Origin of the sequence: Gordonia hankookensis (assembly GCF_014673215.1) — a bacterium.
Classification (GTDB): domain Bacteria; phylum Actinomycetota; class Actinomycetes; order Mycobacteriales; family Mycobacteriaceae; genus Gordonia; species Gordonia hankookensis.
Map to the genome: position 1 here is coordinate 1103203 of NZ_JACWMS010000001.1, position 16629 is coordinate 1119831.

General features: G+C 66.4%; 17 protein-coding genes. 3 read left to right on the forward strand and 14 right to left on the reverse strand.

Annotation, left to right across the window (positions count from 1 at the left end; translation table 11 throughout):
• Window positions 1–10: 10 nt before the first annotated feature.
• Both IDF66_RS04835 and IDF66_RS04840 read right to left on the reverse strand, forming a co-directional pair.
• Complete coding sequence (locus IDF66_RS04835) at window positions 11–286, reverse strand: DUF2277 domain-containing protein (protein ID WP_164308586.1); 276 nt, start codon at window positions 284–286, stop codon at window positions 11–13.
• Between the two features lie 112 nt (window positions 287–398).
• Window positions 399–1367 carry an NADPH:quinone oxidoreductase family protein gene (locus tag IDF66_RS04840; RefSeq protein ID WP_164308585.1) on the reverse strand — a complete coding sequence of 323 codons (969 nt, stop codon included), beginning with the start codon at window positions 1365–1367 and terminating at the stop codon, window positions 399–401.
• Between the two features lie 49 nt (window positions 1368–1416).
• Between IDF66_RS04840 and IDF66_RS04845 the strand changes: the two genes are divergently transcribed.
• Window positions 1417–2106 (forward strand): class I SAM-dependent methyltransferase, encoded by a 690-nt coding sequence (locus IDF66_RS04845; RefSeq protein WP_190265882.1) that lies wholly within the window; start codon window positions 1417–1419, stop codon window positions 2104–2106.
• 96 nt (window positions 2107–2202) lie between these two features.
• On the opposite strand, the gene IDF66_RS04850 is transcribed toward IDF66_RS04845, so the two are convergent.
• The 3 genes from IDF66_RS04850 to IDF66_RS04860 are packed head-to-tail and all read right to left on the reverse strand — an operon-like array spanning window position 2203 to window position 5308.
• Entirely contained in the window at window positions 2203–2964 is a 762-nt protein-coding gene (locus IDF66_RS04850) for an SDR family NAD(P)-dependent oxidoreductase (RefSeq protein WP_190265883.1), read from the reverse strand.
• Window positions 2961–3908, reverse strand: a complete 948-nt coding sequence (locus tag IDF66_RS04855; RefSeq protein ID WP_164308582.1) for an alpha/beta hydrolase — start codon at window positions 3906–3908, stop codon at window positions 2961–2963. Before IDF66_RS04855 ends, IDF66_RS04850 begins: the two co-directional genes overlap by 4 nt.
• Window positions 3905–5308: a flavin-containing monooxygenase gene (locus tag IDF66_RS04860; RefSeq protein ID WP_190265884.1), complete on the reverse strand. Its 1404-nt coding sequence runs from the start codon at window positions 5306–5308 to the stop codon at window positions 3905–3907. The genes IDF66_RS04855 and IDF66_RS04860 overlap by 4 nt, the downstream gene beginning before the upstream one ends.
• Window positions 5309–5431: 123 nt before the next feature.
• On the opposite strand from IDF66_RS04860, the gene IDF66_RS04865 reads away from it, so the two are divergent.
• On the forward strand, window positions 5432–6049 hold the full coding sequence (locus IDF66_RS04865; protein WP_190265885.1) for a TetR/AcrR family transcriptional regulator: 618 nt from the start codon (window positions 5432–5434) through the stop codon (window positions 6047–6049).
• A gap of 432 nt (window positions 6050–6481) precedes the next feature.
• On the opposite strand, the gene IDF66_RS04870 is transcribed toward IDF66_RS04865, so the two are convergent.
• From IDF66_RS04870 to IDF66_RS04890, 5 genes are all read right to left on the reverse strand, one after another.
• Window positions 6482–7339, reverse strand: coding sequence for an LLM class F420-dependent oxidoreductase (locus tag IDF66_RS04870; RefSeq protein WP_190265886.1), 858 nt, complete (start codon window positions 7337–7339; stop codon window positions 6482–6484).
• Window positions 7340–7412: 73 nt separating this feature from the next.
• Entirely contained in the window at window positions 7413–8450 is a 1038-nt protein-coding gene (locus IDF66_RS04875; protein ID WP_164311034.1) for a prenyltransferase, read from the reverse strand.
• Window positions 8447–9175, reverse strand: coding sequence for a class I SAM-dependent methyltransferase (locus IDF66_RS04880; protein WP_164311033.1), 729 nt, complete (start codon window positions 9173–9175; stop codon window positions 8447–8449). Before IDF66_RS04880 ends, IDF66_RS04875 begins: the two co-directional genes overlap by 4 nt.
• Before the next feature lie 36 nt (window positions 9176–9211).
• Window positions 9212–10495 (reverse strand): glycosyltransferase family 4 protein, encoded by a 1284-nt coding sequence (locus IDF66_RS04885; RefSeq protein WP_190265887.1) that lies wholly within the window; start codon window positions 10493–10495, stop codon window positions 9212–9214.
• A gap of 2 nt (window positions 10496–10497) precedes the next feature.
• On the reverse strand, window positions 10498–12177 hold the full coding sequence (locus tag IDF66_RS04890) for an FAD-dependent oxidoreductase (RefSeq protein WP_190265888.1): 1680 nt from the start codon (window positions 12175–12177) through the stop codon (window positions 10498–10500).
• A gap of 99 nt (window positions 12178–12276) precedes the next feature.
• Here IDF66_RS04890 and IDF66_RS04895 point away from each other — a divergent pair, with 99 nt between their 5' ends.
• Entirely contained in the window at window positions 12277–13107 is an 831-nt protein-coding gene (locus IDF66_RS04895; protein WP_203588562.1) for an acyl-[acyl-carrier-protein] thioesterase, read from the forward strand.
• A gap of 8 nt (window positions 13108–13115) precedes the next feature.
• On the opposite strand, the gene IDF66_RS04900 is transcribed toward IDF66_RS04895, so the two are convergent.
• From IDF66_RS04900 to IDF66_RS04915, 4 genes are all read right to left on the reverse strand, one after another.
• Window positions 13116–13664 carry a DUF3558 domain-containing protein gene (locus IDF66_RS04900; protein WP_164311029.1) on the reverse strand — a complete coding sequence of 183 codons (549 nt, stop codon included), beginning with the start codon at window positions 13662–13664 and terminating at the stop codon, window positions 13116–13118.
• Window positions 13661–14557, reverse strand: coding sequence for a DUF3558 family protein (locus tag IDF66_RS04905; protein WP_190265889.1), 897 nt, complete (start codon window positions 14555–14557; stop codon window positions 13661–13663). The genes IDF66_RS04900 and IDF66_RS04905 overlap by 4 nt, the downstream gene beginning before the upstream one ends.
• A gap of 13 nt (window positions 14558–14570) precedes the next feature.
• Window positions 14571–14765 carry a hypothetical protein gene (locus IDF66_RS04910; protein WP_164311027.1) on the reverse strand — a complete coding sequence of 65 codons (195 nt, stop codon included), beginning with the start codon at window positions 14763–14765 and terminating at the stop codon, window positions 14571–14573.
• Between the two features lie 104 nt (window positions 14766–14869).
• Window positions 14870–16579, reverse strand: coding sequence for a hypothetical protein (locus IDF66_RS04915; RefSeq protein WP_190265890.1), 1710 nt, complete (start codon window positions 16577–16579; stop codon window positions 14870–14872).
• Window positions 16580–16629 lie beyond the last annotated feature (50 nt).

Below are 16629 nucleotides of genomic sequence, written 5' to 3' on the forward strand. Positions count from 1 at the left end.
ACCCCGGGTGTCAGACCGACCCTTGTGCCGCCATCCGCGCCCGCACCTCGGGACGGCGCAGCGGCGGCACGGTCTTGGGCGGCTGCCGTCGCTCGGGCAACACATCGAGCAGCGCATGGGTGGCCTCGGTGACCTGCTGCACGGCCATCTCGAAGGCCTCGACGTTGGCCGACGACGGATGCCGGATGCCACTCACCTTCCGGATGTACTGGCGGGCCGCAGCTTCGATCTCCTCGTCGGTGGCCGCGGGTTCCAGACCGCGCAGTTCGGTGATGTTGCGGCACATGGGGGGCTCCCTCGGTTTCGATACGTCTCCTCGCTCCGCTCGTCGACCACTCAACCAGCGGAGGAATCCGTCACCCTCCGCTCGTCGACTACTCGACCAGCGGAGGAATCGCTCAGTCGGCGATCTTGACGACCGCTTTCCCCAGGATCCGCCCTTCGGCCAGATCGGTCAACGCCTTGGGCAGTTCGTCGAGCGAATAGGTGACGTTGACCTGCGGCTGGAGACCTGCCGCGATCATCTCGGCCAGTTCGTCGTGCAACATCTCCGGCACCCCGGGATGGGTTCGCACGTACTCGCCCCACGCGGCACCGACGACGGAGATGTTGCGGAACAGCACCCGGTTGAGCTTGACCGTCGGGATACCGCCGGCAGCGAAACCGATCACCACGTAGCGCCCGTCGGGGGCGACCTGACGAAGGGCCTCGTCGAAGACCTCACCGCCCGATGGGTCGATCATGACGTCCACGCCCTCGGGTGCGACCTCCCGGAGCTTGTCGCCCCAGCCATCTTCGAGCGCGACGATCTCGTCGGCACCCGCACTGCGCAGCAGCTCCTCGGCGCCCTTGCGATGGACGATGGCGATCACCTTGGCGCCCATCGCCTTTGCGACCATGATCGAGGCGGTACCGACGCCACCCGCAGCGCCGAGGACACCGACGATCTCGCCGGGCGCGGTCTGTGCGCGGAGCTTCAGCGCGAACAACGCGGTCTGGTAGTTGATGCCCATCGCCGCACCCTGGTCGAAGGTCAGGCCTTCGGGTAGCGGCAACAACTGCTCGGGCGCCGCGGCGACCTGCTCGGCGAAGCCGCCGACGATGGACGCCACCAGCACCTTGTCGCCCGCCTTCACCGACGAGCCGGCCGGAGCCTCGCGGACCACCCCGGCCACCTCGGTACCCGGGGTGAAGGGCGTCGGCATGCGCAGCTGATACTTGCCCTGACTCATCAGGAGGTCGGGGAAGCAGACACCACACGACTTGATGTCGACGAGGACCTGTCCGTCGGCCGGAGCGGGGTCTGCGACGTCGGTCAGTTCCAGTCCAGCGGGTCCCGTCTCGGCGGTGAGCACTTGTGCTTTCATACGGCTCACCCTACGCGGCCACCGATATCGACCGGATAGGATCAGCGGTATGACTGCATCGTCGGCAAGGACGCCGAACGCACCATCGCCGGAGCGTCTCAAAGTGGCCGAAGAGGCCCCCGGATTCATGCCCCTCGACGAGGCACAGACACTTTTCGAGATCGCGGGAGAGTATCTGGCCCAGCCGAATTCGACGCGGGTGGGGATCGAGATCGGCACCTACTGCGGCAAATCCACCGTCTTCCTCGGCGCTGCCGCCGAACATTACGGGGCGACCATCGTGACGGTCGATCACCATCGCGGCTCCGAGGAGCACCAGCCCGGCTGGGAGTACCACGACAAGTCCCTCGTCGACCCGCACACCGGGACACTCGACACCTCGGCACGCTTCCGCCAGACCATGTACGACGCGGGTCTCGAGAACACGGTGATCGGCATGCTCGCAGGGTCGACCCTCGCCGCAAAGGTGTGGGGCAAGCCGGCCGACTTCGTGTTCATCGACGGCGGCCACAGCATGCAGGCCGCGCAGAACGACCTCGACGGCTGGGCGCCCTGGGTGCGGATCGGCGGCGCACTGCTCATCCACGACGTGTTCCCGAACCCGGAGGACGGTGGACGCCCGCCGTACGAGATCTATCGTCAGGCGCTGGCCACCGGGCAGTTCACCGAGGTGCGGGCCGAGGGCTCACTGCGCGTGCTCCGTCGCGACGGCGGCGAGGTCGGCACCCCGCTGGGCTGACCCGCCCTGCCGCCGGAGGATGCCCGAGGTCCTCCCCCGGTCGTACTTCGTTCTTCGACTGCTGCCGGACGATGAAGCGACACCGGGGACGAACCATCAGGACATCATCGCCCGCACTTTGCCGAGCACGTCGGGGTAGCGCTGGAGATGCGCGCCGCCGTTCACATCGAAGGCGGCTCCGGTGATCCACGCGGCCTTGTCGGATGCGAGGAACACCGCCATGTCCGCGATCTCCTCCGGACGACCACTGCGGCCCAACGGAGTGTTCTCGATGTACTCGTCGGTGAGCCCCGGGACCATCGACAGTCCGGCCGTGAGCGGGGTGTCCACAACACCGGGCTGGATCGCGTTGACGCGAACCCGGCGCGGCGCCATCTCCAGCGCGGCCACCTCGACGAGCATCGTGGCACCGGCCTTCGAGGCACAGTAGGCACCGACACCGTTGCCGGGCTGACGCCCGTTCAGGGATGAGATCACGGTGATACTGCCACCCTCGACGACGCGTTGGCCTGCATGTTTGAGTACCAGAAACGATCCGGTGAGGCAGACGTCGATGGTGGTCTGCCAGTGGTCGAGCGGCAGTTCGGTGATGGCGCCGGGAATCGTCAGACCGGCACAACTCACGACGGCGTGCAGATCCTGCACCGCCTCGAAGCCCGCGGCCACCGATGCCTCGTCCGTCACGTCCATCGTCACCGCGGTGGTGGCACCGCCGATCTCGTCGGCGGCCGTCCGCGCCGCACCGGCGTTCACGTCGGCGATGGTGACGACATATCCCTCGGCGGCCAACGCCCGCGCGGTCGCCAGACCGATACCAGACGCTCCGCCGACGACGACCGCAGCACGCGTGCCGCTCATGAGGCACCGCCTGTGGCGGCCGTCTCGGATGCAGACGTGAGGTGTGCGGTCAGAAATGACAGCTGATGCGCGACAGCGGGTTCGAACCAGTCCCTGCCCGCGAAGACGTCGAAGTGGTCGCACGGGTAGTGCCGCACCTCGGCGCGCGCCTTGAATCCCGCCTTCGCCGCGGCGTGGGGTGGTGCGCCCTGATCGAAGTCGGCGATCTGCATCAGGACCGGCGCGGTGATCGCATCCGCAGACTTGTCGGCGCGGAAGTTGCCGAGTTCCAACCCGATCGACGCGTCCACCTCGTTGCGCCACGACGGGCCGGCGATCGCGAGATAGTCCTCGTAGAAGCCCGGCGACGTCAGCGCGGCCTTCTCCCCCGGCCTCCCGACCACCGGCATCATCGTCGGCGGCCGTCCCATCTTGCCTGCGAGCGCACTACCGATGCCGACGGCGGTCGATCGCGCCATCGCAGCTGCACCGACCTGTGGATAGTGGTGCACTCCGGCCGCGAGACCGTTGACCAGCGGCACCATCGCGATCACCGCGCAGACGTCGGACCGGCCTGCGGCCACGACCAGCGTATGACCACCGGATTGCGAGACGCCCCAGAGGATCACGCGCTCGGGGTCGACCCCCTCCTGACGCTTGGCCGCGACGATCGCCGCGCGATAGTCGTCGGCCTGTCCGGCCATCGAGATCCGTTGCCGTGGTTCGCCGCCCGATAGGCCGAACCCTCGGTAATCGAAGGCGAACACCGCGAGTCCGGCGTCGGCCAGGCGCTGCGCGTACGGCTCCAGACCGGAGTCCTTGGTGCCGGCGAACCCATGTGCCATCACCACCACGGGCCGGCCCGCCGGGGTGTCGAACTCTGACGAGTCGGCGCCCGGGAAGTACCAGGCGTCACAGCCTGTTCCGTGGGAATCGAAGGTGATGGTCGTCCTGGTCGTCGTCACTGCGGTCCTCCCGGTGCGGCCGCCGCGGCGACCATCGGCTCGTCATGTCCCTCGACTCGGGCCCATGCAGGGGCGCCCTGCCCCCTGGCGCGACCGAGACCCGCCGGTATCTCCTTGACGCGGATGTTGTGTTCGTAGAGGTAATGGTCGAGCTGCTGGGTATGCCGTGGCCGGTCGAGCATGTGGCCGGTGAAGAACTGCTGGTCCTCCGCGATCACCCGACGCATCTCCGGCTCCGACGGCAGGCGATAGCGCCCGACGGCGTATGCGCCGAGCAGTCGAGCCTGACATTCGACGAACGGGAACAGTGTCGGAGTGGCTTGCGCGAAGCCGGCGAACACGAGATCGTCGATGCCCGGGTAGAACATTCGCTTGTACAGATCGATCCGATTGTCCGGTGCACTGATGACGTCGGGGTCGAAGAACGGGAAGGTGATGTTGTAACCCGTCGCGTAGATGATGATGTCGAAGTCGTCGGAAGTGCCGTCCTCGAAATGGACAGTGTCACCGTCGAACCGTGAGATGTTGGGCTTCGGGATCACGTCACCCGAGCCGAGGCGCAGCGGCAGCTCCACCGATTGCGTCGGGTGCGCCTCGAAGAACTTGTGATTCGGCGTCGGCAGTCCGAAGTCCTCCGGCCGTCCCGCGGTCATCGGCTGCATGACCTGCATGAACTTCCGCTGCCACGAGAACGGGATGTACGGCGAGGTGTGGTAGTACCGGTCGGCCGGTTTGCCCGCGAAGTACTTCGGCACGATCCAGGCGCCCGATCGCGTCGACAACGTCAGCTTGTTGCCGAGCGCCTTCGACGACAGCTCCACCGCGATGTCGGCAGCGCTGTTCCCGAGTCCGACAACCAGAATCCGCTTGTCCGAGAACTCGTGCGGCGTCTTCGGATCGATGTAGTGGTGCGCATGCATGGTGGTCCCGGCGAACTCGCCGGGGAACTCGGGAAACCTCGGGTCCCAGTGATGTCCGTTCGCGACCACCAGGAGGTCGAACCGGCGTCGCTCGCCCCGTTGGGTCTCGAGTTCCCACCCCCCGCCGTCGAGCCGACGCGCATGGGTGACACCGTTCTCGAACTCGATGTTGTCGAGCAACCCGAACGTCTGCGCGTACGAGTCGAGATAGCGCTTGATCTCCGAGTGATGCGGGAAGTCGGGGTACTCGTCGGGCATCGGGAAGTCACGAAACGACAGCTGGTGCCTGGACGTGTCGATGTGCAGTGAGCGGTATGCGCTGCTGTGCCCGTTCGGATTACCGAACGCCCAGTTCCCACCGATTCGGTCAGACGATTCGAAGCAGGTGTACGGCACGCCGTAGTCGGCGAGCATCTTTCCGGAGGTGAGACCGCTGATCCCTGCCCCGATGACCGCGGTACGCGGAAGATATGTGCTCATGGTTCCTCACCCGAACAGCCCGCGGATCCGGGCGGTAGACAGATTGTTCATTCTGTCTACCGCATTTCCGCGCGAGGGTAAACAGAATCCGGGATTTGTCTACCGATTTGCTAGGGTGCGAACGTGAGCGAGGTACCGACGAACCCCCAACCGACGGGCCCGGTCACTGCCCGACTTCTCGACGCGTGCGAAAGACTGCTCGCCGAGAAAGGAATCCGCTCGACCACGATGCAGGAGGTCGCGGAGACGGCCGGCGTGTCCCGGGCCTGGCTCTATCGACATTTTCCGGACAAGTCCACCCTCATCGGCGCCGCCATCGTGCGGCTCAACGAGTCCTTCTGGGTCGATGCGGTCGGCGAACTCGAGGCGATCGACGGCCTCGATCGGCAAGTGAGCGCCGGCGTGCGTATCGGCCGCGGCGCCTACGACGATCCCGGGACACTGCTGATGCGGTTGCGTACCACCGAACCCGACGAATTCGCCGCCTGCGCCGGTGCCGGAGTTGCCGGGCTGGTACCCGACCTCGCAGCCTTCTGGCGCCCGTTCATCGACGCCGCCGCCGAGCGCGGCGAGATCCACCCCGATCACGACTTCGGCGAGGTGTCCGAATGGGTCGCGCGGGTGCTGATCAGTCTGGGCACCGTTCCCGGCGACGCGGTCGATCCCGATGACTCCGACGCGGTGCTACGGCATGTGCGGCGATACCTGATGCCCGGGTTGCGGACGACCCCGGAGGAGTGAATGGGCATGTGGCGCACGTGGTCTCGATACGCCTCTCGCCTAGCGGCTCGACGCTACTCGACCAGCGGGTAGACGGCTTATCCGCCGGCGGGTAGACGATTCATCCGCTGGTTGAGTAGCGTCGCACGAGCGGAGCGAGTCCGATGCGTATCGAAACCGAGTCCGATGCGTATCGAAACCGAGTCCGACGCGGTGCTACGGCATGTGCGGCGATACCTGATGCCCGGGTTGCGGACGACCCCGGAGGAGTGAATGGGCATGTGGCGCACGTGGTCTCGATACGCCTCTCGCCTAGCGGCTCGACGCTACTCGACCAGCGGGTAGACGGCTTATCCGCTGGCGGGTAGACGGCTTATCCGCTGGTTGAGTAGCGTCGCACGAGCGGAGCGAGTCCGACGCGTATCGAAACCGAGCCCGGTACGATCGAGCCCCTCAGACCGCGGCCGGGGCGAGGCCGAGTTTCCCGGCCAGCTTCGCGAGGTAACCGCTCGCACGCTCCACACTGTCGTCCGGCAGTCCATAGAGGACGGTGGTCACGCCGATCTCACGCCACTTGTCGAGGCGTTCGGGAACCGGCTTGAAGTCGAGTACGACGATCTGCGGTTCCCCGTCCCGGCCCGCCTCCGACCAGATGCGCTTGAGGAGTTCCACCGAACCCTCGATGTCGTCTTCACCGGGCGTGGTGATCCAGCCGTCCGCACTGCGTGCGATCCACTTGAAGTTCTTTTCGTTGCCCGCCGCGCCGACCAGGGTCGGGATCGACGATTGCGGCGGTTTGGGCCACGCCCAGCTGGCACCGAAATCGACGAACTCCCCGTGGTATTCGGCCTCTTCCTGAGTCCACAACGCACGCATCGCCTCGAGGTATTCGCGCAGCATGGTGCGCCTGCGCTTCGGCGGCACGCCGTGATCACCGAGTTCGTCTAGGTTCCAACCGAATCCGACACCGAGGGTGACACGGCCTCCGGAGATGTGATCCAGGGTGGCCAGCGTCTTGGCCAGCGTGATCGGATCGGACTGCACCGGCAGAGCCACCGCGGTGGCCAGGCGGATCCGCTCGGTGACCGCAGCAGCCGCGGCCAGGGACGTCCACGGATCCAGAGTCCTCATGTAGCGGTCATCGGGCAGCGACGAGTCCCCGGTCTGCGGATGCGCGGCGTCGCGCCTGGTGGGGATGTGACCGTGTTCCGGCACGTAGTACGCAGCGAATCCGGCCTCTTCGATCAGCGGGGCGAGCACATGGGGCTTGAGCCCACGATCACTGGTGAACTGCACGATTCCGAATTCCATGAACCCTCCAACGCCGCGTCGCGAGATGTCACGTCCAACCCTGGACGACTGACTGGACACCAGTCTAGGTCATTCAGCGCCCGACGGCCAGGTTTTGTCGCACGTCGCGGAAGATCCCGTTGGCCGCACTGGTCCGACTGATCGCATCAGCAGCAAGGATGACCGCCGCCGAGGTCCAGCAACTCTTCTCGACCGGCCACCGTTTGCCGTCGGAATAGACCAGCCCGGTCCAGTAGGAGCCGTCGGGATCCCGAAGGTGCTGAATCGATTCCACCAGCGTGATCGCGTCTCCGGTGTCCCCGAGCGCGTCGAGGGCGAGCGCGAGCTCGCAGGTCTCGGCGCCGGTGACCCACGGCCGATGGTCAACGCAGCGAACACCTTTGCCGTCGACCACGAACTCGTCCCACCGGCGTGCGATGTGTTCCTGCCCCGCCCGACCGCGCAACGCGCCGCCGAGGATCGGGTAGTACCAGTCCATCGAGTGATCCGACGGCGGTTCGAAGATCTCCGGCCGGTCGCGGATCGCGTCGCCGAGCGCGGTGTGCGCGCTCACCCACTCCTGATCCGGTTGACCCACCTCGTCAGCGATTCGGATCGCGCAGTCGACGGCCTGGAAAATGCTTGCGTTGCCGGTGATCTGGGCCTGATCGAACATCGCTCCGGTGCCGTGGTCACCGCCCCACCGGAACGCACCGTCTGGGCGCTGGAACTTCATCACCAAGTCGATCGCCGACCACACCATCGGCCACATCCGATCGAGGAACCTGGTGTCACCGGTGATCAGGTAGTGATGCCAGACGCCGACCGCGATGTAGGCGCAGAAGTTGCTGTCGATGTTCGCATCCTCGACGTGGCCGATGACGGTACGGATGGGCCACGACCCATCCTCGCGCTGCAGGCGTCGCGACCACTCGTAGGCCGCTTGCGCCTCCGCGATACGTCCGGTGACCGACAGCGCCATCGCCGACTCGATGTGGTCCCACGGATCGGTCTGACCGCCCGGGAACCACGGCAGTGCACCCGAGTCCTCTTGCATCGCAGCCACAGCGGCGCCCGTGGCGTCCATCTGCTGCGCGGTCAGCACCCCGGCGATCGCCGGAAACCGCGTCACGGTGTCCCGGACTCGGCCGGCTTCCGTAGGTACAGGGCCACCGACTTGCCGATGAACGGGTTGAGTGCCTGCTCCCCCACCCGGGTCAGCCACGGCTTGCTCATCATGTCCCAGACGAGCAGCTGGTGATATCCCTTCACCAGGACGTTGTCGTTGTTCTCCACGCCGACAGCACATTTCAGCCACCAGTACGGCGCGTGAAGTGCATGCGAGTGATCGGTGCCGGTGACCTCGAGCCCCGCTCGGGTCAGCTTGTCGGCCAGTTCGGACGCCTTGTAGATCCGGACGTGACCGCCTTCCACCTCGTGGTACTCGTCCGACAATGCCCAGCACACCTTCTCGGGCCAGTAGCGGGGCACGGTGACGGCAGCGACCCCACCCGGCTTGAGTATCCGGACCATCTCGGCCATCGCGGCTTCGTCACCTGGGATGTGCTCCAGGATCTCGGACATCAGTACGACGTCGAAGCTGTTGTCGGCATACGGAAGACGAAGCGCGTCACCGACCTCGGCCCGCGCTTTCGCGTCGGCCGGCACGTGGCCTTCGGCCATCATCGCGTCGAACATCTCGCCGACGTCGGCCATGTCGGATTCGGACTGGTCGAAGGCGATGACATCCGCGCCGCGCCGGAACATCTCGAAGGAGTGCCTCCCCTGCCCGGCACCGATATCGATCGCCTTGGTCTGCGGACCCACCCCCAGGCGGTCGAAATCCACTGTCAGCACGCGCGTTCCCTTCGTCGATCCATGATGTTGCCGTGGTCAGCCCGCGAGCGGGCCGGGCTCGGTCGCCACGCCCCCATCGCGCGCGACCCGTTCCAGAACGGTTTCGTAGTGAGCCGCGGTCTTGGCGGCCACCGCCGCCCAGCTGTACCGGTCCTCGACGCGGCTGCGGCCGCCCTGTCCGAGTCGACGGCGCAGCTCGGCATCGTCGAGCAGGCGTCCGATCGACTGTGCGAGTTTGCCGGAATCGCCCGGCGGCACCAGCAGAGCCGCCTCCTCCTCGGTTCCGACAACCTCGGGAATCGCGCCTGCGCGGGTCGCGACGAGCGGGGTCGCACAGCTCATCGCCTCGACCGCGGGAAGTGAGAACCCCTCGTACAGGGATGGGACACACGCGACCTCGGCCGAGGCCAGCAGGTCGGCCATCTCCTCGTCCTCGAGGCCCGAGACCACGCGGACCCGATCACCGATGGCCAGGTCGTCGATCATCTTGGCCGACGGACCGTTCGGGTCGAGTTTGGACACCAGTACCAGTTCGACCGGACGCTCCGCACTCAGTTTCGCGATGGCCTCGAGCAGGTACGAGACCCCCTTGAGCGGTGCGTCGGCACTGGCGACGCACGCTACGCGGCCCGGGACACGTTCGACGCCCGGACGGAAGACATCCGTGTTGACGCCGAGCGGGATCGTGGTGATGCGGCCCGACGGGATGTCGAATGCCTTGCGGATGTCGACCTCGCTGCTGCGCGACACGGTGAGCAGTTCGGGGATTCGACGGGAGACGCGACCCTGCATCCGCAGGAACGAATGCCATCGCCACGCGGTGATCTTGCGCCAGCCCTTGGCCGCCTTGACCGCCAGTGTGCGATCGCGGGTGATCGGATGATGGATCGTCGCGATCAGCGGGAAACCGGCCTTCTGGATGTCGAGCAAACCGTAACCGAGGCATTGGTTGTCGTGGACGATGTCGAAATCATCCCGCCGCTGCTTGAGCAGTCGGGCCACCCGCAGACTGAACGTGAGGGGCTCACCGAAGCTCGCGGTCCACATCGACCCGACCTCGAGCGCATCGATCCAGTCGCGGTACTCGCCCGGTCGCGGGGTACGGAACGGGTCCGGCTCGTCGTAGAGCGCCATACTCGGCACCTTCGTGAGCTTCACCCCCGCATCGATGGCGACCTGATCGAGTTCCGGATATGGCTGGCCGGAGAAGATCTCGACCTCGTGACCGAGCAGTGCGAGCTCTCGGGACAGGTGACGGACGTAGACTCCCTGACCGCCACAATGCGGCTTGCTGCGATACGACAGCAGTGCGACGCGCATCCCTACTGCACCGGTTCCATGCCGGCGGCGACCTCGAACTCGTTGAGCGAGACGAACTTCACGCGGCGGCGACCGGCGGACTTACCGGCATTCTTCTCGGCGGCATCGATGGCCTTCCAGCCATCCATGTCGATCCGACGGGCACCGCGGTCCGACACGATGTCGGCGACGTCGTCGCGAGACGTGGCCGGGCTCGAGAACGACCCCGCCACATAGTCTTTCAGTACGGCCTCCGCGGTCTCCTGACCACATATCCGATTCATGCCGATCCCCCCGGTCGCACCACGTTTGATCCATCCAGTGACGAAGAGCCCCGGCACGACCTCACCGTCGGCAGCGACCTGAACCCTGCCGTCGGTGTTCGGCACGACGCCGTTCACGTCGTCGAAGGGCAGGTCGATGACAGGTACGCCACGATAGCCGATCGCCCGCAGCACCACTCCGGTCTCGATGTCGAAGTGCTCCTCCGATGGCGTCACCGCCACCCGTTCGGTGCCCGGCGCGTACACGTTGCGCACGCACGTCAGCCGCTCCACGTGCCCGTCGCCGCTCAGCTCCATCGGCGAGACCAGGAAGCGGAACACGATGCGCCGGTTCCCCTCGGTGGCCGGCCGCTCCGCGAACTCCCGCGCCAGGCGGATCTTGGTCGCGATCGTGGAATCCAGGGTGTCGTCCTCGAGTGCCGCCTCGCTGGCCGGGTCGAGGACGAGTTCGTCGGGGTCGATCACGACGTCGACGCCTTCGACATCACCGAGTGCCAGGAACTCACTGTTGGTGTACGCGGCCTGCGCGACGCCACGACGGGCGAGCAATACGACTTCCTTGACATTCGACTCACGTAACGTTGCCAGCGCGTGGTCGGCGATGTCGGTCTTCGCGAGTTCGTCGGGATCGCTGACCAGGATGCGCGCGACGTCGAGGGCCACGTTGCCGTTGCCGACGACCACCGCCCGCTCGGACGACAGATCGACGTCGAGGTCGGCATAATCGGGATGGCCGTTGTACCAGGCGACGAACTCGGTGGCCGGGATCGATCCGGACAGATCCTCCCCCTCGAGCCCGAGACGTTTGTCGGTGGACGCACCGACCGCGTAGACCACCGCGTGATAGCGCTCGACGAGCTCGGCGTGTGTGATGTGCTTGCCGACCTCGACGTTCAGGAAGTACTGGAAGTTCCGCTTTGCCGCGGTTGCCGCAAAGGTCTTCTCGACGCCCTTGGTTGGGGCGTGATCCGGCGCGACGCCGGCCCGGACGAGCCCATACGGCGTCGGGAGCCGATCGAACATGTCGATCTTGACCTGAGGTTTGCGCACGAGTTCCTCGGCCGCATAGAAGGCGGCGGGCCCGGCTCCGATGATGGCGACATGCAGCTCGCCATCGGGCAACTGGGGCGCCTTCTTCGGGGGTACCAGGCCGCCTTCTACGTCGTGGTCCTTGTAGTAGTCGGCGTTGATCTGCAGATACGGCTCGTCGCGTTCTTCGAGTTGGTCATCGGGAAGAATCGCCTCGACAGGACACTCGTCGATGCAGGCTCCGCAGTCAATGCACGTCTCAGGGTCGATGAACAACATCTCCGCCGTGAAGAACTCCGGCTCATCGGGCGTGGGATGTATGCAGTTGACCGGACACACGCTGACACAACTGGCGTCGTTGCAACATGGTCGGGTGATCACATGCGCCATCTGCTGTTTCCTCTAAATCCAACACGTGGAACGTGTTCTAGTTTTCTCGTCCTGCGTATCTTAACTGTAAAGGTACCGGTGGCTGAAAGTAGGGACCGAGTGAGCACCTCGCAAGCAGCGGGAACAACGTTCGAACCATTGTCCGATCGCAAGGACGGCGCGCGATACTTCGAGGCGGGCTATCGCGTCCGGACCGGAGACGTGGATCAGGATATGCGGGTGCGGCTCGATGCCGTCGCGCGCTACCTGCAGGATGTCGCCAATGACAACATCGAGGCCACCGACTACGGCGCCTCCGATCCGTTCTGGATCGTCCGACGGACCGTGATCGACGTGATCCGCCCGTTCTCCTGGCCCGCCGCGGTGACCGCGCAGCGCTGGTGCGGGGCACTGTCCACACGCTGGACCAACATGCGTGTACGCCTGACCGCCGATCACGAGACCAACCGGTTCAATCCCGACGAGCGGGAACCGGGACTCATCGAGACCGAGGCGTTCTGGATCAATGTGAACGATCAGGGGATGCCGTCGCGCATCACCGACGAGATGCTCGAGATGCTCTCGGAGATGACCGATGAGCACCGGCTGCGCTGGAAGTCCATGAATCCGGACAAGGCGCCCGACCCGTCGACGATCGAGCTCGAGGACCGCGAGCACGTTCTGCGCATCACCGATTTCGACCCGTTCAAACACCTCAACAACGCGGCCTACCTGGAGGCGATCGAGGACGAACTCGTCGATCACCCCGAGCTGGTCGACGGTCCGCACCGCGCTGTCATCGAATATCTGCGGCCGATCGTCCCGGGAGTGCCGATCACCCTGCGACGGGTGCGGGAACCCGAACGGCTCCTCGTGTGGATGCTGATCCCGGGTGACGACGGACCGGTGGTAGCGGCGACGGTGTCGGTGTCGAAGCTGCCGAGCGTGTGACCGCTTGACTACTGACCGCCGCTGAGGAGCAGCTCCATCAGTTTGATCGGCGCGGCGCACGGGTCCGCAGGCACGGCTGCCGTGCGCGGTTCGACCCACCACGTGAAGACACCGCGACTCGGCGCACGCGCCGTGACCCCACAGACCGCGGGTCGCTTGGGATCGCGTTGGGTGAATGCCGCCTGGCTGGCCACCTTGATGTTCTCGGTCTCGTAACCGAGCTTCTTGGCGGTCTGCTTCTCGACGTTCGGGTCCCCCCACTCGAACCAGTTGAAGGTCACACTCGCCGACGTGGCGCCCTCGACAAGCCAACGGCAGATCGCCCCGTTGAAGGTGCCGCGGGCGACACTTCCGCCGACCGCCTGCGCGATCTGTGCCGTCGAGAGGACCTCGCATTCGAGGAGCAGCTTGTCGTACTGGTCGGTGTCGACGTTGCCCTTCTGTTCGTTGTCGGCGGCGCCGACGGCCACCGGCTCGCCGTCGATGTCACGGGCGCACGCCGTCCCGAGCCCGAGGACCAGCACGAGAACCGCCATCAGCGTGAACAGTCGTTTCATGAGGCACGCTCGATCGAGAGCCGGGAGAGTTCACGGGTCGAATCGCAGATCTGGTCTCCGGCGGGCGGCGGCTGTGCGCTCCCGAGCGCCTGCGTGCCCGCGCTCACCGACCATTCGAAGAAGTCCGCACCGAAGGCGATACCGATCTCGCAGATCCCCGTGTCGGATGCGATGAATCCCTTGTGCCCGTCGATGTCGATGTCCTTGGTGGACTCGCGCGACAACTGCTCGGTAGCCCGCTCGCGACCGATCGGGGACCCGCGATACCAGTTGAACGAGGCGACCGGCCCGGTGCGGTCGTTGCTGCTGTCCCATTCGCAGACCGATGCGTTGTTCACCGTGTTGGCGAGACCGGCGAAGGTGGTGATCCGGGTGACCTCCTCGGTCGTGACGCCCCCACACGGGCCGAAGAACGGCCCTGCGCCGGCCTTGCCCGGTGCGTCGGCGGTTGTGGGTGCCGCCGGGTCGTCGGAGTCGTCCGAGCAGCCGGCGAGGGCCACGACCAGGACGAGGACAAGCGAGACCAGGAGGCCACCCTGCATCCGCAGGCGGTCGAGTTCGCGCCGTTCCCGCTTGGTCGGTCGCCCGGCGCCGCGATCCCGGCGCGGCTGGCTCGCGACGACCTCGCGCGGGGGTGGTGGTGGGCTGCGGTCGATGTAGCATTCGGCCGCGGCGGGCGCGGATACCCGTTTGACGATCAGCTTGGTGACCTCGACGACCCGCTCGTTGCCGTGCAGGCGCACCCGGACTTCGTCTCCGATCGCGACAGGCTGTGCGGGCTTCGCGGTCACACCGTTCACTCGCACGTGTCCGCCACGGCATGCCGCACCGGCCGCTGACCGGGTCTTGGTGAGCCGGATCGCCCAGATCCAGCTGTCGACGCGTGTGGTCATCGCTCCTCGGGGTCTACTTCTGACGGGTCAGAAAGTAGTAGCCGGCGCCGGCACCCACAAGGCCCAGCAGGATGGCCAGTGGCCAGTTCAGCAGGAACCCGACGAGGAGGAACACCACGATGCCCGGGGAGACCGCGACGAGACTCATACCGGGGTGCTGACGGACGACTTGGGAGACCGCTTTGCTCTTCGCCGGATCTACCGCCATGGCTCCTCCTTGGTGAGCGGAACGGGTGACGCTGAGGTTGTCTCCACTGTAACCACGAGAGCGACCCGTGCCGCGTGACCGACGCTGAGGCGGCGCGGCCCGTCCTAGGAGTCGCCCTCGGAGCCCGACGATGACGACGTGGACGTTGACGAGTCCGCTGAGGATGACGAGTCCGCGGCCGAGCCATCCGAGGTCGCCGACCGGCCGCCCGTCGAGGTCGTGGATCGACTCCCACTCGACGTGGTGTCAGGATCGGCGGCCCCGCCGGCCGGTGAGGCATCGGAGGCGGTGTCGGCGCTGTCGACGGTGTCGGCGCGGTGCCTGCCCACGTAGGACGTGGCCGGATCGGCGTTGTCCGTGCGCGTCCCGGCGCCCGACGACCCTGTGGTGGACGACTCGGGGGTGGACGATTCGGGGGCCGAGGAGTCGACCACGGCTTCCGTGTCGCCGGTCGTCACCGATGCGGATGTGCCCGTGGAACTCTCGCTGACGGGTGGAGCAAACTCGGCCGGCGTGGCTGCCGCCTGCACGCTGGTGGACACGCGATCACCGGAGGGCGACGGTAGGCCGAACGGCAACGCCACCTCCGGGGCGGACACCACCGGGACGACCTCGTCGGTGTCGAGATCCCCGAGCTCGAGCAGCGGCACGCCGAGATGGTTCGGGCGTTCCTGTCCGTTGACGGTCACCACCGGGTTGAGGGTCAGCTTCTGCCCGAGCCACTCGATGGTGGTCGCACCTTGACTGCCGTAGTCGCTGGTGAAGCGAACGAAATTACCACTGAACAGGTCATATTCGCCCCCGAAGCTCAGACGGCCGAAGTCTTTGGCGAGAGTGATGGGCAGGTTGCCGTCGCCGCTGATGTCGGTGATCACGGCGGTGATCACCGAGCCCAGGACGGTGGCCGGGTCGAACAGGACGCCGGTCGGGTCGGTCAGGGCGAACTGCACCTCACCATCGGGAGCCGTCCACCGGAAATCGAAGGTGCCCAGGATGTTTGCGCAGGCGCCGACTCCCTCTGCGTAGGCACCGGTCAGTCCGCCGAAACAACTGATGTGCGTCGTGCCCGGCAGGGTGATCGGCAACGGAAGCCCGACCAGTGACGTGGTGATGTCGTCGGTCGTCGTCCAGGCATTCGCCATACCGACGATGGCGAACGCGTAGGCCTTCCGGCCGTCGCTCGCTCCGGCCGTCGCGAGACTCACCGGCAGGTACGAGATCGCGGTGGCCTCTCCGCCGGTCGAGGCGAACGCGAATTGGAAGCCGCTTCCGACGATCGTCGCGTTGCCGACCGGATCCTCGGGACTCCGGAGAGTCGGGACCGTCTGCAGGCCGGTGGGCAACGCGTTGTCGACGGCGTCGAAGAAGTTGTAGATCCGCGACGCCGCACCCCAGGCGGAAGCCGGGACCAGTTCGATCCGTCCCGGCGCCACGATCGCGAGACCGACGCCGCTCGAGCCCGAACAATCCGCGCCACCATTGACGCCGCCGGACCCGCAGAGCTGGATCCGCCACTGGCCGGCGATGTCGGCGCCACCCCCGTTCACGACCTCCATCAGGCCGTCCTTGAGGTCGCCGAGTTGCCCGAGGCCACTGCTGCCGCCGAGCACATCGGAGACGACGCCGGAGATGATCTCGTCGACCCCCACCGCCTGCGCCTGTCCCGGACCCATCGCCGATCCGGCGCCGACTGCCGCGACCGTCGCCAGCGCCACCACTCCCGCGGCGACGCGGTGCTGCCGCGGGTGTCGCCGGTTGCGGCGTCGCTCCTGCTTTCGCGATCGCCGAATTGCCTTGCGCCCCAAGTCGGTCATCCGTCCCACTCCCCTGCCCGCCCGAACAAGCCGGCTCATTCAAACACGAG

Coding starts and splice junctions, on each gene's coding strand:
- IDF66_RS04890 (WP_190265888.1), bottom strand. CDS start 12,177: ATGGCGCATGTGATCACCCGACCATGTTGCAACGACGCCAGTTGTGTC.
- IDF66_RS04860 (WP_190265884.1), bottom strand. CDS start 5,308: ATGAGCACATATCTTCCGCGTACCGCGGTCATCGGGGCAGGGATCAGC.
- IDF66_RS04835 (WP_164308586.1), bottom strand. CDS start 286: ATGTGCCGCAACATCACCGAACTGCGCGGTCTGGAACCCGCGGCCACC.
- IDF66_RS04915 (WP_190265890.1), bottom strand. CDS start 16,579: ATGACCGACTTGGGGCGCAAGGCAATTCGGCGATCGCGAAAGCAGGAG.
- IDF66_RS04905 (WP_190265889.1), bottom strand. CDS start 14,557: ATGACCACACGCGTCGACAGCTGGATCTGGGCGATCCGGCTCACCAAG.
- IDF66_RS04910 (WP_164311027.1), bottom strand. CDS start 14,765: ATGGCGGTAGATCCGGCGAAGAGCAAAGCGGTCTCCCAAGTCGTCCGT.
- IDF66_RS04870 (WP_190265886.1), bottom strand. CDS start 7,339: ATGGAATTCGGAATCGTGCAGTTCACCAGTGATCGTGGGCTCAAGCCC.
- IDF66_RS04885 (WP_190265887.1), bottom strand. CDS start 10,495: ATGCGCGTCGCACTGCTGTCGTATCGCAGCAAGCCGCATTGTGGCGGT.
- IDF66_RS04900 (WP_164311029.1), bottom strand. CDS start 13,664: ATGAAACGACTGTTCACGCTGATGGCGGTTCTCGTGCTGGTCCTCGGG.
- IDF66_RS04840 (WP_164308585.1), bottom strand. CDS start 1,367: ATGAAAGCACAAGTGCTCACCGCCGAGACGGGACCCGCTGGACTGGAA.
- IDF66_RS04850 (WP_190265883.1), bottom strand. CDS start 2,964: ATGAGCGGCACGCGTGCTGCGGTCGTCGTCGGCGGAGCGTCTGGTATC.
- IDF66_RS04845 (WP_190265882.1), top strand. CDS start 1,417: ATGACTGCATCGTCGGCAAGGACGCCGAACGCACCATCGCCGGAGCGT.